Here is a 17930-nt window from a genome sequence, read left to right as displayed (position 1 = left end):
CTTGGATGGTGTTGATCAGTAGCGCGGCGGCTGCGCCGGAATCTGCGGAGCCGGGTCGGTCGAAATCGACACCGGAGCGCCCGATTGCAGCTTGAGCTGGCCGACGGCGACGACCTTGTCGCCCGGCTTCACGCCCTTGATGATTTCGACGCGACCGTCGACGCGGTTGCCGGTCTGCACGAAGGTGCGCACCGCGGAGAGGCTGGTCTTGCCGTCCTCTTCCTTCTTCTCGGTGATCACGAACACTGAGTCGCCGTACAGCGTGTAGTCGACCGCCGTCTCCGGCACGGTGATGACCGCCGGCTTGTCCGGCAGCACGACCGTCGTGGTCACGAACATGCCGGGCTTCAGGATCTTGTCGGGATTAGCGATCGTCGCCTGCACGCGGATGTTGCGGGTGTCGGTCGCGATCTGCGGCTCGATCGTGGTGACCTTGCCTTCGAAGACGCGGCCCGGATAGGCGTCCACCTTGAGCCTGACGACCTGGCCGACCTTGAGGTTGCCCGAGTCCTTTTCCGTCACGGTGAAGTTCGCCCACAGCTGCGACAGATCGGTCAACGAGACGATCGCCGTGCCGGCTGTCAGATACTGTCCAACCTCGACCTTGCGCACGCCGAGATCGCCGGAGAACGGTGCGCGCACCAGCTTCTGCGAGATCACCGCTTCCGTCTTGGCGATGCCGGCCATCGCCTGGTCGTAGGCGGCCTGCGCGGTGTCGACGGTCGCTTGCGGACCGAACTGGCGCGAGGCCAGCTGCTTGGCGCGATCGAGCGAGAGCTGCGCGACGGTGGCCTGCGCCTTGAAATTGGCGAGATCGCCCTGCTCCGGCATGTCGAAGAACTGCACCAGCGGCATGCCAGCTTCGACATGCGCGCCCGGCTCGAACTTGATCTCGGTGACGCGGCCGTTGACGTCGGCGCTGACGTCGACCTGATGCACGGCGACGAGCCCGCCGACGGCGGTGAGCAGGTTCGGCACCACTTCCGACTTCGCCTCGGCCGCGCTGACCGCGGTCGGCGGCGGCTTGTTGTTGGCGAAGAACTGCTTGATCATCTGGCCGCGGAAGTAATTGAACCAGACGAGGCCGCCAACGAGCACGCCCAAGAACGTGCCGACGATGATGAACCACAGCACTGGCCTAACCGGACGCTTGGGAGTCTTGGTGTCGATCGGTTCGCCCGAAATCTTGTGTTCGGCTACGATGTTCATGTCATGCGCTTTCTGCAATCGCCGTCTTGCCCGCATCCGCGGCCTGATCGCGGCCCAAATGCGAAGCAATTGCGGCGTCGTTAAGTCCGATACCCCTCAGGAGAAACTCACAGAGCTGCCGCTCCAGATCGTTCGCCTTGCCGTAGACGAGGCAGGGCGTGGCCGGCAGCCTGGTCAGCGCAGCCATCATCACCGAATGATGCGCGAACCAGAACAGGTTGAGCGGATCGCCGCTGAACGGCCGCGCGTCACCGCTGGCAACCGCGCGCTCGAGCGAGGCGAGGAAGACCGCCCCGATCAGCTTCTCGATCTTGGCATATAGCAGACGGGCGAATTCGCCGTCATCCAGATGGCTGGTGGCCATCAGTCGCAGGCGCTGCGCCTCTTCCTGATCGGGCCCGTCGGCGATGTGGAGGAAATGCTGGACCATGCCGCGGATCAACTCGACCAGCGTGGCCGTCGAGGGCTCCCGCTCGAGCAGGTCCATCAGTGCCGGATCGGCTTCGCATTCGTCGCTGAGGATTTCGGCGTAGAGCGCCGCCTTGGACGGGAAATGCTTGAACAGCAGCGCCTCGGAAATGGCCGCAGCGGCCGCCACGCTCTTGGTCGTGGTGCCGGTATAGCCATGTCGGGCAAAGCAGCGTTTTGCGGCACCGAGGATCAATTGACGCCTCAGGTCGCTCGTCATTCGCAATGAGCTCATGTTAGTGAGTAAGCACTCACCCACGCAAAAGTCAAGCAGAATGCTGCGGCGCAACCTATGTGGGTACCAACTTGTTGGAAAATGGCCACACTTCCCCGCCCTGAGGGCCGGGAACGTTGCTCAGGACGGAGCCGAGGGGGGCTAGATCGGCTGGAAGCCGAGATCGCCACGGATCCGATTGACGATGTAAGTCCCGTCCCGGGTTGGGAGAATCCGGTCCAGGCTGGCGCTGTCGATCTTCACATTGGCAAATCGCGGCCCCGCCGAGACGTCGTGGACGGCTTTGGCGAAGGCCTCGACCTCGGCCATGGTCGTGATCGCGCGGGAGTCCCCGATGCCGCAGGCCCTGGCGACGCCGACGAGGTCGGCAGCTGCGGAGGTGTGGCTGGTCTGACCGCCGGTCTCGCCATAGGCCTCGTTGTCGAGCACCACGATCGAGAGGTTGGACGGCTTCTGCAGGCCGATGGTGGCAAGGCTCCCCATCCCCATCAGCATCTCGCCGTCGCCGGTGATGACCAGCACCGGCAGTTTTGGTTGCGCCAGCGCCAGACCAAGCCCGATCATCGCCGCGCCGCCCATGCCGCCCCAGAGGTAGAAGTTGCGCGCGTGGTCGCCGGCGGCACACATGTCATTGGTGGAGGCCCCGAGGCCGCCGATCGCAACGACGTCTTTGCGGTTCGCAAGCAGGGTGGACACCACCTGGCGGCGGTCGAGGAGGTTGGCCTTGCTCATTTGGTGAAAACCTTGGCGCCGATCAGGCGCTGCGACAGCAGGACGGCGGTGGGCGTGAGCGCGTTGTAGGCCTGCGCTGCGGCCGCCTCCAGCACGGCCGGCACCTCGGCCGCATTGGACGCGCGCAGCACCTGGACGCCCGAGAGTTCGAACACGCCCTGCGTGGTCGATCCCATCGGCACCTGCCACGGATTGAACTCGCCCCACTCGCCGCGCATGGTCACGAGCGTGAGGAACGGAAAGCGCAGGATCGGGATCAGCGAAAGCATGTTGATGCAATTGCCGACCCCACTCGACTGCATCAGAAGCACGCCGCGCTGTCCGCCGGTCCAGGCCCCGGCCAGGAGCGCGACGCCCTCCTCCTCCGTCGTCAGCGGAATGCCGCGCATCGTGGATGAGGCCAGCACGCGCTGGATCAGCTTCGAATGGCCGGCATCGGGCACGTAAGGCACCTGCCGGACGTCGAAGCGTTGCAATGTCGCGAAAATATCGTCGGGCCAATTCGGGGCCGTGTCGGCAGCGTCAGCGCGGGCGTGCATTTTCCTGTCCGGTCGGCTTGCAAATCACGACACGACTGTAGACGGTGAGCCGAGCCGCTCGAAAGAGCGAAAACAGCATATCGGTCTCAACCGGCGAGTATGGCGGCGATGAACGCAAGTGCGAAAGAACTGGCGGCCAATTTCGATCTGGAGAAGCTGACACCCGAATTCTACGACGATCCGTACCCGACCTATCGTGCACTGCGGGAAAACGAGCCGGTCAAGCGCCTCCCCAACGGCACAGTGTTCCTGACCCGCTATGACGATCTCGTCACCACCTACAAGAACACAAAGTCGTTCAGTTCGGACAAGAAGCGCGAGTTCGCGCCGAAATACGGCGACACCCCGCTCTACGAGCACCACACCACGAGCCTCGTCTTCAACGACCCGCCCGCCCACACCCGCGTGCGCCGCCTGATCATGGGCGCACTGTCGCCGCGCGCGATCGCGGGGATGGAGCCTGATATCGTCAAGCTGGTCGACGGCCTGCTCGATGCCATCGCCGCCAAGGGCGCTTGCGAGCTGATCGACGACTTCGCCGCGTCGATCCCGATCGAAGTGATCGGCAATCTGCTCGACGTTCCCCACGACGAACGCGCGCCGCTGCGCGACTGGTCACTGGCGATCCTCGGTGCGCTCGAACCGGTGGTGTCGCTCGAAGTGGCCGCGCGCGGCAACAAGGCGGTGAAGGACTTCCTCACCTATCTCGAAACCCTGGTCGCGCGCAGGCGCCAGAAGCCCGGCAATCCCGAGCGCGACGTGCTGACGCGCCTGATCCAGGGAGAAGGCAGCGGCGAGGAGAACGGTGAGCGGCTGACCGAGAAGGAGCTGCTGCACAACTGCATCTTCCTGCTCAATGCCGGGCACGAGACCACCACCAATCTGATCGGCAACGGCCTCGTCGCGCTGCACCGGAATCCGGACCAGAAGCAGCGGCTGATCGAAAACTCCGACATGATCAAGACTGCGGTCGAGGAGATGCTGCGCTACGAGAGCTCGAACCAGCTCGGCAACCGCATGACGACAGAGAAGATCGAGCTCGGTGGCGTCATGCTCGACGCCGGCACGTCGGTGACGCTGTGCATCGGGGCGGCCAACCGCGATCCCGCCCAGTTTCCGGAGCCCGAACGCTTTGATATCGCGCGCACGCCGAACCGGCATCTCGCCTTCGCCACCGGCGCACATCAATGCGCCGGCATGGCATTGGCGCGGCTCGAAGGCGCCATTGCGATCTCGCGCTTCCTGGCGCGCTTCCCGAACTATGCCGTGAGCGGCCATCCGGTGCGGGGCGGACGGGTGCGGTTCCGCGGCTTCCTGAGCGTGCCTTGCGCGATCGGCTGAGGGCCCAAAACAAAAATGTCGAAAACAACCCCATGCACAGTAGCGGAGGTTGGCGGAAGATTGCCTCTGTGGATCCGCATAACCATTTGACAAGGGGAGGCAAATCAGCGGCATCGCACACCTCGCCGATGCCCGGATCAATTTGAGCGCGGTGCAGTCGGTTGACGCCGGCACGCAGCAATGGAGCGACGAAAGATGAGCTCGTCCGTCATTGATTTCCTCGCAACAGAAGCGCGCTTCGGCGCCCGTAATTACGAACCGATCGGGGTCGTCCTGTCGCGCGGCGAAGGTGTCTGGGTCTGGGATACCGACGGCAACCGTTATCTCGATTGCCTCTCGGCCTATTCCGCGGTCAGCCAGGGCCATTGTCACCCCAAGATCCTGGCGGCGATGGTGGAACAGGCACACCGGCTGACGCTGACCTCACGCGCCTTCCACAACGACCAGCTCGCCCCGTTCTACGAAGAGATCGCGGCGCTGACCGGCTCCCACAAGGTGCTGCCGATGAACAGCGGCGCCGAGGCGGTCGAAAGCGCGATCAAGTCGGTGCGCAAATGGGGCTACGAGGTGAAGGGCGTGCCGGACGGCCAGGCCGAGATCATCGTCTGCGCCGATAATTTCCACGGACGCACGCTGGGCGTCATCGGCTTTTCAACGGACCCCGAGACCCGCACACACTTTGGACCGTTCGCGCCGGGCTTCAAGATCATCCCGTTCGGCGACGCCGCGGCGCTCGAAGCAGCGATCACGCAAAACACCGTCGCCTTTCTGGTCGAGCCGATCCAGGGCGAAGCCGGCGTCATCATTCCACCAGTCGGCTATTTCGCCAGGGTGCGGGAGCTCTGCACGGCCAACAACGTCATGCTGGTGCTCGACGAGATCCAGACCGGGCTCGGCCGCACCGGCAAGCTGCTCGCCGAACAACACGAGGGAATCGAGGCGGACGTGACCCTGCTCGGCAAAGCCTTGTCCGGCGGCTTCTATCCGGTGTCGGCCGTGCTCTCGAACAACGAGGTGCTCGGGACATTGAGACCCGGACAGCATGGCTCAACCTTCGGCGGCAACCCGCTTGCCTGCGCGGTCGCGCGCGCGGCGATGCGCGTGCTGGTCGAGGAAGGCATGATCGAGAACGCGGCCAGGCAGGGCGCGCGCCTTCTGCAAGGCTTGAAGGACATTCGCGCCAACACGATCCGCGACGTACGCGGGCGCGGCCTCATGCTGGCGGTCGAGCTGCATCCAGAGGCCGGCCCCGCGCGCCGCTACTGCGAGGCGCTCCAAGGCAAGGGTATCCTCGCCAAGGACACCCATGGGCACACGATCCGCATCGCCCCGCCGCTGGTAATCACCGGCGATGAGGTCGACTGGGCGCTGGAGCAGTTCGCGACGACCCTGACGCAGGATTTCTCCTGAAACTGCCTGCGTCGGAAGATCGCGATGCCGGCTACAGCCAACAACGAGTTAGCGGCCCGGCCAGAACCGGACTCGTGCAGCGCAGCAAATAGTGACGCGTGGTCCTAAGGTAAAACTCGGCATGATCCCGGCAACCGGATGAACGGGGTGCGTGGAACCTATCGGAGCGACGGACGTTTTTGTCCGCGAATGAGCAGCGCCGTGCCCGGCGCAGCAAGCGCCGAGGCGCTGAGCTGCGCTGATCGGAGAAATGCTCATGAGACTCACTCTTTCAGTCATCAAAGCTGACGTTGGCTCCGTTGGCGGGCATACGAAACCGTCTTCACGCATGATCGCGACTGTCGAGGGCGAGATTGCGAAGGCGATCTGCAATGGTCTGCTGATCGACGGTTTCATCTGCCACACCGGCGACGACATTGCGATCATCATGACGCACACGCGGGGCGAAGGAAGCTCGGAGGTCCATCAACTCGCCTGGAAGTCGTTCCTCGCGGCCACCTCGGTCGCGAAAACCTCCGGGCTCTATGGCGCTGGCCAGGATCTTCTCGCCGACGCGCCTTCCGGGAACATTCGCGGCGCCGGCCCAGGCGTCGCCGAGCTCAGCTTCGACCACAGCCTCTCGGGCGTGCGACCCGCCGAGTCCTTCATGGTGTTCGCGGCCGACAAATGCGGCCCCGGCGCCTACAACCTGCCGCTCTATCTCGCCTTTGCCGACCCCATGTACTGCGCTGGGCTGATGCTGCCTCCGATGATCAAGGGATTCCGTTTCCATGTCATCGACATGGACAACACAGCCGGCGACAGCTTGCTCGAGCTCGATGCACCCGCCGACAGCTATCACATCGCCGCCCTGCTTCGCGACAACGAGCGCTTCGGCATCGATCGCATCATTTCTCGAACCGATGGCGAGGTCGTCGTGGCGGTTTCGGCGCAGCGCCTCCACGCGATCGCAGGCAAGTACACCGGCAAGGATGATCCAGTCGCGATCGTCAGGAACCAGGGGATTTTCCCGGCTCCGGAGGAAATAATCTCGCCGTTCGCCAAAGCACACTTCGTGGGCGGCGATGCACGCGGCTCGCATGTGATGCCGCTCATGCCGGTACCACTCAACACGCCCGTTACCGGCATGTACTGCCTGCCGATCGTTTCTTGCGTCGGCTTTTCGATCGACAGGGAAGGCCGCTTTGCCGAGTCCTACACCGATTTCTTCGACAACCCGGCATGGGATGAGGTCCGCCGGCGCGCCCAGCGCAAGGCCATCGAGATGCGCAGCCAAGGCTGGTCTGGCGCCGCCATGCTACCCTATTCCGAACTGGAATATGGCGGCTTCCGCGACACCGTGTCCGGTCTGCTGAAGCGTTTTCGACTGCGCGACGACCGCAGGACGGAAGCGGCTGAGTAGCAACCGCCTCCAATCAGAAGCTGGAGCGACGTTCACCGTTCAATCGACAGATGCAGGCGCTATCACGACATGCCGATCGGGAGGTGGACATGGCAAAAAAACGCATCGGCATTCTCACGGGCGGCGGCGACGTCGCCGGCCTCAATGCCGTCATCAAGAGCGTGACTTATCGCGGCAGTGAGGACGACATCGAGGTTGTCGGTCTGCGCCGTGGTTGGGAGGCCCTCACGCACCTGAACCTCGACGACCCAAACAGCAGATCCCACTACGTCATCCCGCTGAATCGTGAAAACACTCGAACCATCGACCGGCGCGGCGGCACCGTGCTGCACTCGAGCCGCGTCAATCCCTCCAAAATACAAAAGCTGCCCGATCATCTCGTCGACAATGATGTTCCGGTCTCGCTTAGCACCGACGGCGGCGTCGCGACAAAGACGTGGGACCTCACCAGCCGGGTGCTCGCTAACCTTTCGGGACTTGGCATCGAACACCTGATCGCCATCGGCGGCGACGACACGCTCAGTTATGCGGCCAAGCTCAACGAACTCGGCGTCAAGATCATCGCCATCCCGAAGACGATGGATAATGACGTCCGCAACACCGAGTACTGCATCGGCTTCTCGACCGCGATCACCCGCGCCAGCGATGCCATCCAGCGGCAGCGCACCACCGTCGGCTCGCACGAGCGAATTGGCATTTTCCGCGTCTTTGGCCGCGATGCCGGATTTACGGCACTCTACACCGCGTATGCGACCTCGATACGATGCGTCATACCGGAGTATAGGGTCGACCTCGACAAGCTGATCCAGTTGCTCATCGAGGACAAGCGCGCCAATCCAAGCAACTACGCGCTGATCGTACTCAGCGAGGGAGCTCAGTGGGAAGGCTACAAGCTGCGGGAATACGGCGAGCCTGACGCCTATGGTCACCGCAAGAAGGCCAACGTGGCGGAATCGCTTGCCGACGAGATCAAGCAGCGCACCGGCGAGGAGACGATCACCTCCGATCTCACCTACGATCTGCGATCGGGCGATCCGGACTTCATCGACAAGCTTGTGGCCCTGACTTTCGGTAACATGGCCTACGATGCCATGCTGGAAAGCAAGACCGGCCTCATGTCGGCGCTGGTCGAGGGCCGCTACGACCTCGTGCCCATCCCTGACGCCAAGCTCGGTCCGCGCAAATTGGACGTTGCGAGCAGCTACAACACGGAGCGCTACCGCCCCCTCTACGCCAATAAGCAGGGGCTGCCGATCTTTCTTAACCGCGCGTCTTAGCGTGCCGGACCGGGCGAGCCCGCAGTAAGTCCAGCCGATGTCTGTTCTGCCGCTGAAAGCGGAAGTCAATTCAGAGGGCTCACGCTGACGGCCGCCAAGCTGGTCGAACCCGCTGCGCCACGCTGAGCGGCGAGCAGAAGGCGCGCTTCAACGCGCTGCAACAGGTCGCAAACCCGTGAGGCCAGCGCTCGTGACCGCCGTAGGTGCGCAGCACCTCGTCCATCGGCTTGCCCTACCAATTGTTGGAGAAGATCTCGATCTCCGAGAAGCAGGATTTCTCTTGAGGCTGCCTGCGTCGGAACATCGCAGCGCCGGCCGCCGCCAACAACGAACCATTGCGCCAACCATGCGTTGAAAATCGCGGGCGATTTCGAGCTGGGAGCACGATCATGCTTCCGCGTGGCGTTTGCTTGACGGCGCTTTTGGTTGGCGTCTCGATGCTGGCGACGAGCGTCGGCGCGTCCGCCCAGGGACACGGAAGAGGTGGACCACCGGGGCCGGCCGCAGCGCCGGCGGCCCGGCCGGCAGCGCCACCTGCGATGGCTCGACCGGCGGCGCCGCCCGCGATGGCGCGTCCCGCTGCGCCGGCATTTCATCCTCCGGCCATGCCGCAGCGACCGGCCATGGCGCCGAATCCGGCGCCTCGCATGACCTCACCGCCACCGCGCCCGGCCCCGTCCTTCGCTGCACCGCCACCGCGAGCCGCCCCGCACGTGGCGGCGCCGCGACCTGAATTCCATCGCGCGCCGGCAGCCCCGCAACGTCCGGCGATGGCACCGCAGCCGACGCCGCAGATCGCCGCCCCCTCGCGCCCAAGCGCACCGTCGGCCGCGAGCGTGCGGCCGGAACAGCCGCGCGAGACGCTGTCGCGCCAAGCCTCGGAACGCCAGGGCCGCATCGACCACCTGCAGCAGCGTGTGCAGACATTGCAGTCGCAAAAGCCGGAAGGCGCAAGAGCGCAACGCGAGCAGCAGCGGTTGCTGCAGTCGCAGAACAGGCTGCTGGAGCGCGAGCAGCTCGTACAACAGCGTGAGCAGCACGTCGAGCAGCGACAGCGCGAGATGCTGTCGCGCCAGACCGCGGAGCGCCAGACCCGCATCGATCGCCTGCAGCAGCGTGTGCAGACATTGCAGTCGCAAAAACCGGAAGGCGCACGCGCGCAGCGCGAGCAGCAACGGATACTCCAGACGCAGAACCGCTTGCTCGACCGCGAGCAACGCGCGCAGCAAAGCGATCTGGCGCGCCAGCAGAGGCTGGGACTGCAGGTCCCCGCTGCAACAGTTGCAGCGGCTGGCGCCGCGCGCGGGCGGTTTGGCGCGCACTTCCGCGAGCGGCCTCTTGCGCAAACCCAGGCGGCCCTCGTCGCCCGCCACGGCGGCTGGGCTCCCCGGCAGGCCTGGCGACACCGCCATCACGCGGTGTTCGTGGCATGGCTTGGGCCCGTGTTCTGGCCCTACGCCTATTCCGACATTTTTGACTACACGTTCTGGTCCTATGCCTACGAGCCCGGCTATTGGGCGTACGCGTATGACGACTTCGTCGACACCGTGTTCTGGGGTGGTGACAGCCCCTATTCCGCTTATGCCAGCACCAACCCGTTTGACTATCCGCAAGCCGGTGGCGGCACCCGCGCGCGCCAGCGCGCCAGCGTGAGCCCGCAAACGCTGCAGCAATTGTGCGGCACACCGGACAAGGGCGTCACTGCTTGGCCGCTCGACGATATCACGCGCGCGGTGCGGCCGACGCCCGAGCAACGCGCGCTGCTCGACGCGTTGAAGACCGCGGCGGCCAACGCTGCCGGTGTGTTCAAGGACTCCTGCGCTGATACTTATGCACTGACCCCGCCTGGCCGCTTGCGAGCGATGATGAACCGCGTCAGCGCGACGCTGGATGCTGTCAAGATCGTGCGACCGGCACTGGAGACTTTCTACAACTCGCTCAGTGACGAGCAGCAGGCCCGCTTCAACGCGCTCGGCCCCAACATCGGCGACCGCTCTCCTCGGCAGCAGGAAGCCGGTGCCCAGGAAGGCAGTGCCGAAGGCTGCGGCGATCCGAAGTCCGGCCTGACCCAGTTGCCGATCCAAAGGATCGAGGCTGTGCTCCATCCCGCGGGCAAGCAGAAGGAGGCGCTCGACCGTCTCGGCGAAGCGACGGCGAAGGGTGTTGAGGGCCTACAGGCAGCCTGTCCGAACGACGTGCCGCTGACGCCGGTCGGACGGCTGGAGGCGATGCAGCACCGGCTCGAGGCCATGCTTCAGGCAGCCAAATTGGTCGAGCCCGCCCTGGACGAATTCTATGCCACGCTGAGCAGCGAGCAGAAGGCGCGCTTCAACACGCTGCAACAGCTCGCAGGCCCGTGACGGCAGCGTCGCATTCTCTCGTTGCGATGTGAGCAGCGGCCGAGCGACGCGGGATGCCATCATCGCCCTGTTTCACAGTTCGACGAGAACATGCGTGTCCGGGCCGCTTCTCCCCGCGAAAAGTGCGGCGGCACGGAATGCAAACAACCGCCTCGTCTTGACCTCACGCGACGGAAATCGTCTTCGGTCCAGCGTCATTCGCGGTTGGGATCGCTTGGACCCGCTCTTTCTCATCCGCGCTATTGGTGTTGCATTGCTGGAAGTGAGCAGACAACTCAAGATCGGCCAGGTGGTCCCAGTATTCTGCTTCTGCGAGCAGCTTCCATTTGTTCATGCTGTTGTAAGCGGCCTGTTGGCGGCACAGCGAACCCATCGCACGCAAGCGCTGCACTCTCTCCACTGCCTCCACTGCGAACCTCCCTTCGCGCCAGCTTGTTTACAAGCGGATTTATGTTGTCACAATTTCGCAGATTGAATTGACGTTTGATAGTCCGGTGTTTGACGGTCAATCGATGATAGCGCAATCGTCTGACTTTTCGCTGATGTGAGCAGCTCCAGCCCTGAGAGCTGGTCGAGTTCTCAGCGCCGCAGCCCCTTCGGCCAGCGCCGTACGCGGGCACGCAACAAGACTGGCGTCGGATGACGGGTTCCCAAGTCGCAGATGCATTCCATTTCAGGACTGAAATCTTAATTGTCAGCGGCCTTCCCAGGATAGTGGTTAGCTGGCGATCAGACCGGGCCGGGCAAGGTTTGATCCCGAAACTATTTTGGCCCGGCACATTGGACTGCAAGACCGCCTTCGGGCGGTCTTTCCTTATCGCCGCAATAGAACGGGGCCGGGGCTGGATCACGCCGGGACCTCCGGCACGCCGATCACAACAATGGCCCCGACGATTGCACGTCGGGGCCATCCAAGATCATCAGGCGTGGGTACATCCGCCGTGCCTGCCGATCGTTGATGCCACTGATTACCGCATCCGATCTGGCGCAGACCGTGGCGAGGCTGCGGCATCGGGATGATATCATTCTGCCTGAAAGCTGACGGCTGTCCACCTCTCGTTGGTGGTACTCCAACCGGCTCGCTGTTAGGTGCGTCGCACGGACTGAATTCCAACCAAATCCAAAGCGCACAGCACCGCTGCGGTAGGCTGCTTCGTGTGGGCCGCCCGGGTTGGAAGCTGCGCCGACAGCGGTATCGTTCCGGCCGAGGCCGAGCGCCATCCGCTTGGTCGTAATGGATGCACATCAGGCCGAAGGCGACCGCTATTGAACCCGAAACGGACTCTTGTCAGGCACGAGTCGCGGTCCGAAAAGGGCCACAAGGAGACGTACTCAAGCGACGCCGCCGTCGGGGCCCTCAACCTAGCTGGCGCTTTTTTGAATGGCGGTTGGCAGCGTGTCGGATTTGTGCTTTTTGCAATATGCGACAACTTTTTCGGAATTCTTTTGCAGGCGGTCGTAGTCCAAAACGTTATTGTTTGCGGCCGCGTTATAGTAGCCGCTCATGAAATACCTTACGAAATCCCGGTCTGCTGAACCGTATCCTAGCCAATTTCCGCAAGTGATCTTGTTCATGTCCAGCTTGATCTGAGCCGCGGCTGGCGCTGAGGCCGCGCCTATCAAAATCACAGAAACGACAAGAGTCCTGCATTTCATAGCGATCCTCCAAAGTCCCGATCCGTCAATTTTTGCCTACCGATTGTTGCAAGCCATACATAACGCTTTCCGCCGGATGGTATTGGCACCATGCCTTTACGTTGGCGATATTCTGTTGATGCAAAGCAAGATCCACAAAGGTCCTGTTGTTCTGATAACTGAACCAACCGCTCATCCAGGCAGAAAACTTATCTGACTGTGACTGCGGCATAGCAAGATATTGGCTACATATGATCTTGCCCATATCAATGGTTACCTGCGCATTCGCAACGATTGGAATTATCGAGACAGCAAGCGTCAGACTGATCAATCTACATCTCATCGAGGTCATCCTTGATGCTGATCTACCGGGATCTGGAGAGGGCTGCCGCCACAAGGACGCAAGAGAACGGTCTCTCGCGCCGCTCATGTTGATCTGGATCAACACAAGTCCGCTTGGGGTCAATCGCGTCGGTTTGCCCCTCAGCCGGCGACTTCTGGTTCGCGCCGGAATCCGGACATGTCGCTGCGCCAACCGACAACGCGCCGCGACAGGTCACAGGCCCGTAAGGACCGCGCGAGTGGGAACTACACCACCGTCCTGTGCCGCTCGATGCAGGTGCGCAGCACCTCGTCCATCGGTTTGCCCCACCAGTCGTTGGAGAAGATCTCGATCTCCGAATAACCGGCATAGCCTTGCGCTTCGACAGCGGCGCGCGCCGATTTGATGTCGATGACGCCGTCGCCCATCATGCCGCGGTCGTTCAGGATGTCCCTGGTGGGCACCAGCCAGTCGCAGACATGGAAGGCCAGCAGGCGATCTCGGCCGGCGCGCGCAATCTGCTCCATCAGCTCCGGATCCCACCAGATGTGATAGACGTCGAGCGCGACGCCGAGCATGCCGCTGCGGCCGGGGTCGAGCCGATCGCAGATGTCGAGCGCCTGTTTCGTCGTGTTCACGCAGGCGCGGTCGGCCGCATAAGCCGGATGCAAGGGCTCGATCGCCAGCGGCAGCTTTGCCTGTCTGGCGTAGTCGAGCATCTCGGCAAGGGCTTCCTCGACCTGACCGCGCGCTGCGACGATGTCCTTGGACGCCTCGCTGCCCGGCCGCGAATATTGCGGCAGGCCGCCGGCGACGAGAACGATGCAGGGCGCGCCCAGCGCCTTGGCTTCATCGACACAGCGCCGGTTGTCGTCGCGCACTTCGCCCCGGCGCGATGCGTCCGAGGTGAACATGCCGCCGCGGCAATAGCCGGAGAGATCGAGCCCGGCGTCGCGCACCGCGCGCGCAGCGCGATCGAGACCGACGGAAGCGACCTGGTCGCGCCAGGGATCGATGGCGCGGATGCCATGCCTTGCACAGGCCTCGATGATCTCGACGAGGTCACCCTGCTTGCGGACCGTCGCCGTGTTGAGCGACAGCCAGCGATGGTCGGACGAGAAATCGCGCATCAGTCTTCCAGTCCGTGCGAGGCCAGCACGGTCTTCATCCGCCGCATCGCCATTTCAGGATTGACGAGCAGGCCGGCCTGATCGGCAAGCCGGAACAGCTCGGCCAGATGCAGCATCGAGCGCGCGCTCTCCTGTCCCCCGACCATGGTGAAATGATCCTGGTGGCCGTTGAGATAGGCCATGAACACGACGCCGGTCTTGTAGAAGCGCGTCGGCGCCTTGAAGATGTGGCGCGACAGCGGCACCGTCGGGCCCAGCACGTCGTGGAAGCCGGCTTCGTCGCCGGCAGCTAGCCGCGACAGCGCGTAGGACGCTGCAGGCGCGATCGCATCGAAGATGCCGAGCAGTGCGTGCGAAAAGCCCTGGTCGTCGCCGGCGATCAGCTCCGCGTAGTTGAAATCGTCGCCGGTGTACATCTTGATGCGCTTGTCCAGGCGCCTGCGCATGTCGATCTCGCGCTGCTTGTCGAGCAGCGAGACCTTGACGCCATCAACCTTGGCCGCGTTGTTGTTGATGATGGCGACCGCAACGTCCATCGCCTTGTCGAGGTCCTTGCTGCCCCAATATCCGGTCAGAGCGGGATCGAACATATCGCCGAGCCAGTGGATGATCACGGGCTCGCGGACCTGCGACAGCACGCGGTTATAGACCTTGGCGTAATCGTCGGCGCTGCGGCCGAGTTTTGCCAGAGCACGCGACGCCATCAAAATGATGCGGCCGCCGACCTTCTCGACGGCCGAGAGCTGCTCCTCATAGGCACGGATGACGTCGTCGAGGCTCTTCGCATCCTCGACAGCGAGATGGTCCGTACCCGCGCCGGAGAACACCAGTGCGTTGCGCCGCTTGGCGGCACCGACCGAACGCGTGATCAGCTCCAGCGAGGTCGGCCAGTCCAGCCCCATCCCGCGTTGCGCGGTGTCCATGGCTTCGGCGACGCCGAGGCCGAGGTCCCAGACGTGCTCGCGGAAGGCGATGGTCTTGTCCCAGTCGACGGCAGCCGAAAGCCAGGGATCATTGTCCGCAAAGGGATCGACAACCGTGTGCACGGCCGAGAACGCGATGCGGTTCAGCGTGCCTTCAAGTTTAGCGGGAAACGTTCGCGAGGCCGCGAGCCGGTAGGTCTCGATCGAACGATCCGCCTTCGGCAGTTTCAGGGACAACGACGACATCGGCTGGACGGGCTTGTTCATGACTTCGAACCTCTCTCCGTCATTGCGAGGAGCGAAGCGACGAAGCAATCCAGACTCTTGCCGCGGAGGCAGTCTGGATTGCTTCGTTTCGCTCGCAATGACGGCTCAACATTGAGACTTATCCAATCTACCTCAGGCCTTGATCGGGGCGACGTCGATCCAGCGCCGCTCCTTCCAGCTCTTGAGCGCGCATTCGGCAAGCTGCACGCCCTTGACGCCTTCGAGCAGCGTGAACTTGTAGGGCGCGTCCTCGTAGACGTGGCGGATGAACATCTCCCACTGCTCCTTGAAGCCGTTGTCGTAGGTGACGTTGTCCGGCAGCTTCTGCCAGTCGCCGTAGAAATCGTGCAGACGCTTCTCATCCGGATTCCACACCGGCCGGGGCGTCGCCTGCCGCGCCTGGATCATGCAATCCGACAGGCCTGCGACCGCCGAGCCGTGTGTGCCGTCGACCTGGAAGGTGACGAGATCGTCGCGATAGACGCGTGTCACCCAGGACATGTTGATGTGGGCGATGACGCCGCCCTCGAGCTGGAAGGTCGCGTAGGCGGAATCATCCGCGGTCGCCTTGTACTTCCTGCCCTGCTCGTCAAAGCGCTCGGGGATGTCGGTGTTGCCGATGCAGACCACGCTCTGGACGTTGCCGAAGAGGTTGTCGAGCACGTAGCGCCAGTGGCAGACCATGTCGAGGATGATGCCGCCGCCGTCCTCGTCGCGGTAGTTCCAGGACGGCCGTTGCGCCTCCTGCCAGCCGCCTTCGAACACCCAATAGCCGAACTCGCCGCGCACCGAGAGGATGCGGCCGAAGAAGCCGGAATCGCGCAGGAAGGCGATCTTCTTCAGGCCAGGCAGGAACAGCTTGTCCTGTACCGTGCCATGCTTGACGCCCTTGGCGTTGGCGAGCTTGACGACCTCGAGTGCCTCTTCGAAGTTCGTCGCGATCGGCTTCTCGCAATAGACGTGCTTGCCGGCATTGATGGCCTGGGTCAGAAGGCCGGGCCGCGCCTGCGTGGTCGCGGCGTCGAAGAACATGGTGTCGTTCTTGTCGGCGAGCGCCGCATCGAGATCGGTGGTCCAGCGCGCGATGTTGTAGCGCTTGGCGAGGGCTTCGACCTTGTCGGCGCTGCGGCCGACCAGGATCGGATCGGGCATCACGCGATCGCCGTTCTTCAGCCGAACGCCGCCCTGATCGCGGATCGCGACGATCGAGCGGATCAGATGCTGGTTGAGCCCCATGCGGCCGGTGACGCCGTTCATGATGAGGCCGAGGCGTTGGGTGGTCATGCCGATTGCTCCTGAAGTGATTTTGGCTGTTCGAGCGGGGCGAGCGCCGACCAGTCCGGATGGACCGACGTCGCAAAGCCCGTTGTGGTGAGCGATCCCGTCAGGAGATCGCCGTCGTGAATGGAGAGCCGGATGCCCCGCCCGGCATCGGCGTAGAGATCGGGATGCGCGGCGGCGAAGGCCGCAGCTTCAGCGGCGGGCGTATCGCCGAAGCCGTCGACATAGTGGTGGCCGTTGCGCTCGGCATGGGTGACGCCGATGAAGGCGCCGAGCGCGAGATCCTGCTGCACGGCAAGACCCGCCTGGCAGGTCAGGTCCTCGCCGGTCACGAAGAACCGCGCGCCGCCCGCGCTCCATTTCGCCGCGCGCGTCGCATTGACGATGGACTTGTAGAGGCCCTTGCAGGATTTCGAGGAGATGCCGCAATAGCCGAGCGCACGCGCCGCCGGGAAGGCATCGTAGGAATCATCGGCCTCGTCGATGATGAACCCGTGCGCCGCGAGCGAGCCAAGCGGCGACTGCCGGGTCATGTCGCGCGGCATCGGTTGCTCGACATAGAGCAGCCGTGACGCGATCGGTCGTAACGCTGCATCGTGGTCGAGCCGGTCGGTCAGCGCATGCAGTGCGGAGAGATCGGCATACTGCTCGTTGGCGTCGAGCGTCACCTTGCAGTCACGCCCCAGCGTATCGAGCTCCTTGCCAATACGCGTCAACCGGGCTGCATCAGCCACGAAATCCCCTGATAGCTTCAGCTTGAAGTAATTGGCACCGGCGTTCTCGCGCGCATCGGCCACACCGCCCTCACCTTCGACGGTATCGTCGAGGCCCACGGTGTGCCTGATGGCAACGCACGACAGCGGCTTTCGGCCCGCGAGAAACTGCGCGATATCCGTTTCCTTCAGGTCAGGCGACAGCCGCGCATCGATGCCGGCAATGTTGCCGGCCATCCCGTCGAAAAAGTTGGTCTCGGCGGCGCGGAGCAGCGCATCGAGGATCGCCTTGTCGATTTCCGCGGGGCCATAAGCCGCTGCAAGCGCCGGAATATTTTTCTTTGCACAAGTCGCGATCTGGGCACCGATGCACGAGGCATGCAGATCGAACGCCGCCAGGAATCCAGTCCGCGCGAGATAAAGGCCCCGCGCAATCTCCAGCGAGCGCCGCAGGCCGTCGACCGTCTGCGCCGGCGACAGCTCCGGCCGCTTGTCGAACCATTTTGGCACCAGCAGCTCGGCACTGGCGCCGACCGCAGCGCCCTTGCCCTCAACCTCGATCTCGACCCGCACGTACAACTGCGGCGTCGCGTTGATCGTGATCGCGCCGAAGCGGAACGGCCGCGCGAAATGCACGGGACGTTCGAAGAAAGCGATGTCTCGCAGCTTCAGGCGCGGCGCCATGA

Annotated in this window: 17 protein-coding genes; 6 read left to right on the top strand and 11 right to left on the bottom strand. The window is 63.5% G+C overall.

The annotated features are described in order from the left end of the window. Window positions 1–15 precede the first annotated feature (15 nt). From AB7008_RS16475 to AB7008_RS16460, 4 genes are all read right to left on the bottom strand, one after another. Window positions 16–1209, bottom strand: coding sequence for an efflux RND transporter periplasmic adaptor subunit (locus AB7008_RS16475; protein WP_041955850.1), 1194 nt, complete (start codon window positions 1207–1209; stop codon window positions 16–18). Window position 1210: 1 nt separating this feature from the next. Beyond that, window positions 1211–1912: a TetR/AcrR family transcriptional regulator gene (locus AB7008_RS16470; protein ID WP_071915901.1), complete on the bottom strand. Its 702-nt coding sequence runs from the start codon at window positions 1910–1912 to the stop codon at window positions 1211–1213. 141 nt (window positions 1913–2053) lie between these two features. After that, window positions 2054–2644 (bottom strand): thiamine pyrophosphate-dependent enzyme, encoded by a 591-nt coding sequence (locus AB7008_RS16465; RefSeq protein WP_028157090.1) that lies wholly within the window; start codon window positions 2642–2644, stop codon window positions 2054–2056. Beyond that, window positions 2641–3183 carry a hypothetical protein gene (locus AB7008_RS16460; protein WP_014496966.1) on the bottom strand — a complete coding sequence of 181 codons (543 nt, stop codon included), beginning with the start codon at window positions 3181–3183 and terminating at the stop codon, window positions 2641–2643. Before AB7008_RS16460 ends, AB7008_RS16465 begins: the two co-directional genes overlap by 4 nt. Before the next feature lie 108 nt (window positions 3184–3291). Here AB7008_RS16460 and AB7008_RS16455 point away from each other — a divergent pair, with 108 nt between their 5' ends. From AB7008_RS16455 to AB7008_RS16430, 6 genes are all read left to right on the top strand, one after another. Further along, window positions 3292–4524, top strand: coding sequence for a cytochrome P450 (locus AB7008_RS16455; RefSeq protein WP_441259079.1), 1233 nt, complete (start codon window positions 3292–3294; stop codon window positions 4522–4524). A gap of 195 nt (window positions 4525–4719) precedes the next feature. Next, window positions 4720–5934, top strand: a complete 1215-nt coding sequence (gene rocD, locus AB7008_RS16450; protein ID WP_248881963.1) for an ornithine--oxo-acid transaminase — start codon at window positions 4720–4722, stop codon at window positions 5932–5934. A 250-nt stretch (window positions 5935–6184) separates the two neighbouring features. Continuing rightward, window positions 6185–7336, top strand: coding sequence for a fructose-1,6-bisphosphatase (locus AB7008_RS16445; RefSeq protein ID WP_347343427.1), 1152 nt, complete (start codon window positions 6185–6187; stop codon window positions 7334–7336). A gap of 89 nt (window positions 7337–7425) precedes the next feature. Further along, window positions 7426–8613 (top strand): 6-phosphofructokinase, encoded by a 1188-nt coding sequence (locus tag AB7008_RS16440; protein WP_248881961.1) that lies wholly within the window; start codon window positions 7426–7428, stop codon window positions 8611–8613. Between the two features lie 406 nt (window positions 8614–9019). Continuing rightward, on the top strand, window positions 9020–9346 hold the full coding sequence (locus AB7008_RS16435) for a hypothetical protein (protein WP_248881960.1): 327 nt from the start codon (window positions 9020–9022) through the stop codon (window positions 9344–9346). A gap of 37 nt (window positions 9347–9383) precedes the next feature. Next, entirely contained in the window at window positions 9384–10973 is a 1590-nt protein-coding gene (locus tag AB7008_RS16430; protein WP_304493297.1) for a Spy/CpxP family protein refolding chaperone, read from the top strand. A 163-nt stretch (window positions 10974–11136) separates the two neighbouring features. On the opposite strand, the gene AB7008_RS16425 is transcribed toward AB7008_RS16430, so the two are convergent. The 7 genes from AB7008_RS16425 to AB7008_RS16395 form a co-directional block, all read right to left on the bottom strand. Beyond that, window positions 11137–11382: a hypothetical protein gene (locus AB7008_RS16425; RefSeq protein ID WP_028157083.1), complete on the bottom strand. Its 246-nt coding sequence runs from the start codon at window positions 11380–11382 to the stop codon at window positions 11137–11139. Window positions 11383–12335: 953 nt separating this feature from the next. Further along, window positions 12336–12548: an HdeA/HdeB family chaperone gene (locus AB7008_RS16420; RefSeq protein ID WP_232208597.1), complete on the bottom strand. Its 213-nt coding sequence runs from the start codon at window positions 12546–12548 to the stop codon at window positions 12336–12338. 106 nt (window positions 12549–12654) lie between these two features. After that, entirely contained in the window at window positions 12655–12939 is a 285-nt protein-coding gene (locus AB7008_RS16415; protein WP_232208598.1) for an HdeA/HdeB family chaperone, read from the bottom strand. A 257-nt stretch (window positions 12940–13196) separates the two neighbouring features. Further along, on the bottom strand, window positions 13197–14060 hold the full coding sequence (locus AB7008_RS16410) for a sugar phosphate isomerase/epimerase family protein (protein ID WP_248881958.1): 864 nt from the start codon (window positions 14058–14060) through the stop codon (window positions 13197–13199). Continuing rightward, complete coding sequence (locus tag AB7008_RS16405; RefSeq protein ID WP_248881957.1) at window positions 14060–15250, bottom strand: dihydrodipicolinate synthase family protein; 1191 nt, start codon at window positions 15248–15250, stop codon at window positions 14060–14062. The genes AB7008_RS16410 and AB7008_RS16405 overlap by 1 nt, the downstream gene beginning before the upstream one ends. Before the next feature lie 132 nt (window positions 15251–15382). Continuing rightward, the gene (locus AB7008_RS16400; RefSeq protein WP_028157078.1) at window positions 15383–16534 is read right to left on the bottom strand and encodes a Gfo/Idh/MocA family protein; all 1152 of its coding nucleotides are present in this window, start codon (window positions 16532–16534) and stop codon (window positions 15383–15385) included. Beyond that, complete coding sequence (locus AB7008_RS16395; RefSeq protein WP_441259078.1) at window positions 16531–17928, bottom strand: hypothetical protein; 1398 nt, start codon at window positions 17926–17928, stop codon at window positions 16531–16533. Before AB7008_RS16395 ends, AB7008_RS16400 begins: the two co-directional genes overlap by 4 nt. Window positions 17929–17930 lie beyond the last annotated feature (2 nt).

It is taken from the genome of Bradyrhizobium sp. 521_C7_N1_3, assembly GCF_052075975.1.
Taxonomy (GTDB): Bacteria; Pseudomonadota; Alphaproteobacteria; order Rhizobiales; family Xanthobacteraceae; genus Bradyrhizobium; species Bradyrhizobium japonicum.
The sequence above is the reverse complement of the archived record's forward strand: the minus strand, read 5'-3'. Positions and strand labels throughout refer to the sequence as shown.

Bases quoted from the DNA above. Each gene is read 5' to 3' on its own strand.
- AB7008_RS16420 (WP_232208597.1), bottom strand. From the start codon at position 12,548: ATGAACAAGATCACTTGCGGAAATTGGCTAGGATACGGTTCAGCAGAC.
- AB7008_RS16395 (WP_441259078.1), bottom strand. From the start codon at position 17,928: ATGGCGCCGCGCCTGAAGCTGCGAGACATCGCTTTCTTCGAACGTCCC.
- AB7008_RS16445 (WP_347343427.1), top strand. From the start codon at position 6,185: ATGCTCATGAGACTCACTCTTTCAGTCATCAAAGCTGACGTTGGCTCC.
- AB7008_RS16405 (WP_248881957.1), bottom strand. From the start codon at position 15,250: ATGAACAAGCCCGTCCAGCCGATGTCGTCGTTGTCCCTGAAACTGCCG.
- AB7008_RS16440 (WP_248881961.1), top strand. From the start codon at position 7,426: ATGGCAAAAAAACGCATCGGCATTCTCACGGGCGGCGGCGACGTCGCC.
- AB7008_RS16475 (WP_041955850.1), bottom strand. From the start codon at position 1,209: ATGAACATCGTAGCCGAACACAAGATTTCGGGCGAACCGATCGACACC.
- AB7008_RS16465 (WP_028157090.1), bottom strand. From the start codon at position 2,644: ATGAGCAAGGCCAACCTCCTCGACCGCCGCCAGGTGGTGTCCACCCTG.
- AB7008_RS16430 (WP_304493297.1), top strand. From the start codon at position 9,384: ATGGCACCGCAGCCGACGCCGCAGATCGCCGCCCCCTCGCGCCCAAGC.
- AB7008_RS16400 (WP_028157078.1), bottom strand. From the start codon at position 16,534: ATGACCACCCAACGCCTCGGCCTCATCATGAACGGCGTCACCGGCCGC.
- AB7008_RS16410 (WP_248881958.1), bottom strand. From the start codon at position 14,060: ATGCGCGATTTCTCGTCCGACCATCGCTGGCTGTCGCTCAACACGGCG.
- AB7008_RS16460 (WP_014496966.1), bottom strand. From the start codon at position 3,183: ATGCACGCCCGCGCTGACGCTGCCGACACGGCCCCGAATTGGCCCGAC.
- AB7008_RS16470 (WP_071915901.1), bottom strand. From the start codon at position 1,912: ATGAGCTCATTGCGAATGACGAGCGACCTGAGGCGTCAATTGATCCTC.
- AB7008_RS16455 (WP_441259079.1), top strand. From the start codon at position 3,292: ATGAACGCAAGTGCGAAAGAACTGGCGGCCAATTTCGATCTGGAGAAG.
- rocD (WP_248881963.1), top strand. From the start codon at position 4,720: ATGAGCTCGTCCGTCATTGATTTCCTCGCAACAGAAGCGCGCTTCGGC.